Here is a 1,166-nt window from a genome sequence, read left to right as displayed (position 1 = left end):
CACTGCTGTCCAAAATAATTTTCTCTCAAACTTTGACCTCAACATTTACAGTTGATCTAGGTCTGAGGAAGTTAAAAGTCATAAACAAACCCCTGCTAATCAAATAAAGAAGGCTGTGCAAGCTTCGTGGGCTTCTCCCACTCCTTGATATCAGGTTGATTAAGCCAGTGGAGTAGGCATTTACAGGTCATAAGATTTAGTTTGAAGTATCTAGCCAGCCTACAATAAGTCCATTTATAAGTTGAGCGGCGGCGCATCAGCTCTAGCAACAAGATTGCTATGGCAGCTGTCCAAATCTGCGTCATGACAGCATTTTCAGTTGTTCCTACAAAGGTATCGATGACAAAATTTTGCTTGATCCGCTTAAAGAAAAGCTCTACTCTCCTTGTGGAGATCAGCCACCTCTGTGGCGCTTACTTCTTGGCTATTCGTAAGAAATTCAAATCAGCGATTTGTTTCTTTGTCCAACCATTGAACGACTCTGATGTTAGTGTCAGAGCAGTGCAGTTTGGCTTTAGCGCCCGTAAATTTCATCTCATAAAGGCCCCTGCAGCCATCGGGGTCGGTCTTGATAAGTCCTTAACGCAGCGGCGTATGCTACGCATTGTCTTTTAAACGAGTAACAAACACTACTCCCTTATCCGTTAATCTTTTGAAGAGCGTGTAATCGTTATAGCCTCGATCCATAACCACAATAGAGCCGGGAGGGATGTTCTCTAATATTCCTTTGGCTCCTTTGATATCACTCGTCTTTGCCGTAGTTTCCACGATGACTTCCGGCAGTGACGTATCGTTGTTCAGAAGTGTATGAAACTTTATTCCGCCTTTACGCCTGCGATGCTGAGCCCATTCAAACAGGCGAAGACATAGGCTTATTGTCGTGGAATCCAAACTGAAGACCGGCTTGGTGAATTTGTTTCCGAGGCGTCCTTGTATCTCGTGCCGGAATTTTTCCAGAAGAACATAATAAAACTCCTTATAAAGCTTATAAGGCCGCTTACTGTTGGCGTAACTTAAGGTGGAGCGACATACCGCGGCTGCACCTATGTGACTAAGCTTGCCAAGACTTGAATAGAGACCGTAGGAAATCTCTCGCAATGAGCCTGCGCCTGTGAGCTGACAAAAGAGCATGGCAATAAATTGGCCCCACGTTGTAAGGCCCTTAG

At 44.7% G+C, this 1,166-nt stretch carries 2 protein-coding genes; one reads left to right on the top strand and one right to left on the bottom strand.

The window, feature by feature from the left end:
* Positions 1–279: 279 nt before the first annotated feature.
* Complete coding sequence (locus tag E5987_RS12725) at positions 280–615, top strand: hypothetical protein (RefSeq protein WP_160336439.1); 336 nt, start codon at positions 280–282, stop codon at positions 613–615.
* Here the strand turns inward: E5987_RS12725 and E5987_RS12720 are convergent.
* Positions 598–1,166 (bottom strand): IS4 family transposase (locus E5987_RS12720; RefSeq protein WP_160336438.1); only part of this gene is annotated, 569 nt, incomplete at its 5' end. The genes E5987_RS12725 and E5987_RS12720 overlap by 18 nt on opposite strands.

The sequence above is a fragment of the Parasutterella muris genome (assembly GCF_009767915.1).
Classification (GTDB): Bacteria; Pseudomonadota; Gammaproteobacteria; order Burkholderiales; family Burkholderiaceae_F; genus Parasutterella; species Parasutterella muris.
This window is presented reverse-complemented; position numbering and strand designations above follow the sequence as displayed.

Bases quoted from the DNA above. Each gene is read 5' to 3' on its own strand.
- E5987_RS12725 (WP_160336439.1), top strand. From the start codon at position 280: ATGGCAGCTGTCCAAATCTGCGTCATGACAGCATTTTCAGTTGTTCCT.